Source organism: Microbacterium sp. Leaf351 (genome assembly GCF_001423825.1).
GTDB lineage: Bacteria > Actinomycetota > Actinomycetes > Actinomycetales > Microbacteriaceae > Microbacterium > Microbacterium ginsengisoli.
The window spans coordinates 2,676-3,567 of the sequence record NZ_LMPK01000012.1; the positions used below are offsets into that span (position 1 = coordinate 2,676).

Sequence of the window (892 nt, forward strand, 5' to 3'; positions counted from 1 at the left end):
CAACCTGCTCATCGCGCGCGCGTTCGGTGACGCTGACGCTGTCGGCGCAGTGATGATCGGGTTCGACGGCTCGGCCGGCGAGTGGAGCTACACGACCTCGACCGGTGAGGAGACGCTGCAGGTGCCCTGGCCGGGAGGCGAGATCACCGAACGGCGAGAGGTGCGCCGCGAGATCGTGGCGCTCTACGACGCGGCCTGCCGGCGCCTGGGCGTCGAGCCGCGTCCGCACGAGTGACCTCCGAGGAACCCGCGCAAAGGCTCTGACGCAACGCGAAGGTTAGGTTCCGCTTACCTGAAGGTATAGTGGGCGACATGACGACGCCCATCCCCTTCTCCACCGCCCTGCGCGAGCGCTCCAGCGGCGCGCACTCCGGCAGCGAGAGCGCCGGGTTCATGGCCGATCTCCTCAAGGGGGAGGGCACGCGCGAGGACTACGTTGCTCTCGTCGCCCAGCACTGGTTCATCTACGAGGCGCTCGAAGGGGCGGCGGATCGCATGCGCCGCGACCCCGTGGCATCCGTCTTCATCAGCGACAAGCTCACGCGCCTGCCGGCCCTCGAGGCCGACCTCGCGTTCCTCATCGGCGACGACTGGACGCAGCGCATCACCCCGCTGCCGACGACCGAGCGCTACGTCGCCCGCATCCGTCAGGTCGGCGCCACGTGGGCGGGCGGCTTCGTCGCCCACCACTACACGCGCTACCTCGGCGACCTGTCGGGCGGACTGTTCATCGGCAAGCTGATGGCGCGCCGGTTCGGGTTCGAGACCAACGGCATCGGGTTCTACATCTTCGGCGACATCGCGGACCCCAAGGCGTTCAAGGACGTCTACCGCGAGCAGCTCGACGCCGCCCCGTGGGACGAGGCCGAGAAGCAGCGGGTGATCGACGAGG

At 69.1% G+C, this 892-nt stretch carries 2 protein-coding genes; both read left to right on the forward strand.

The features are described from left to right. Positions 1-235, forward strand: a 235-nt coding sequence (locus ASG00_RS04880; RefSeq protein WP_082483067.1) for a hypothetical protein, incomplete at its 5' end; no start/stop codon positions are given. A gap of 77 nt (positions 236-312) precedes the next feature. After that, the coding region (locus tag ASG00_RS04885) for a biliverdin-producing heme oxygenase (protein WP_056207429.1) at positions 313-892 on the forward strand (580 nt) is incomplete at its 3' end.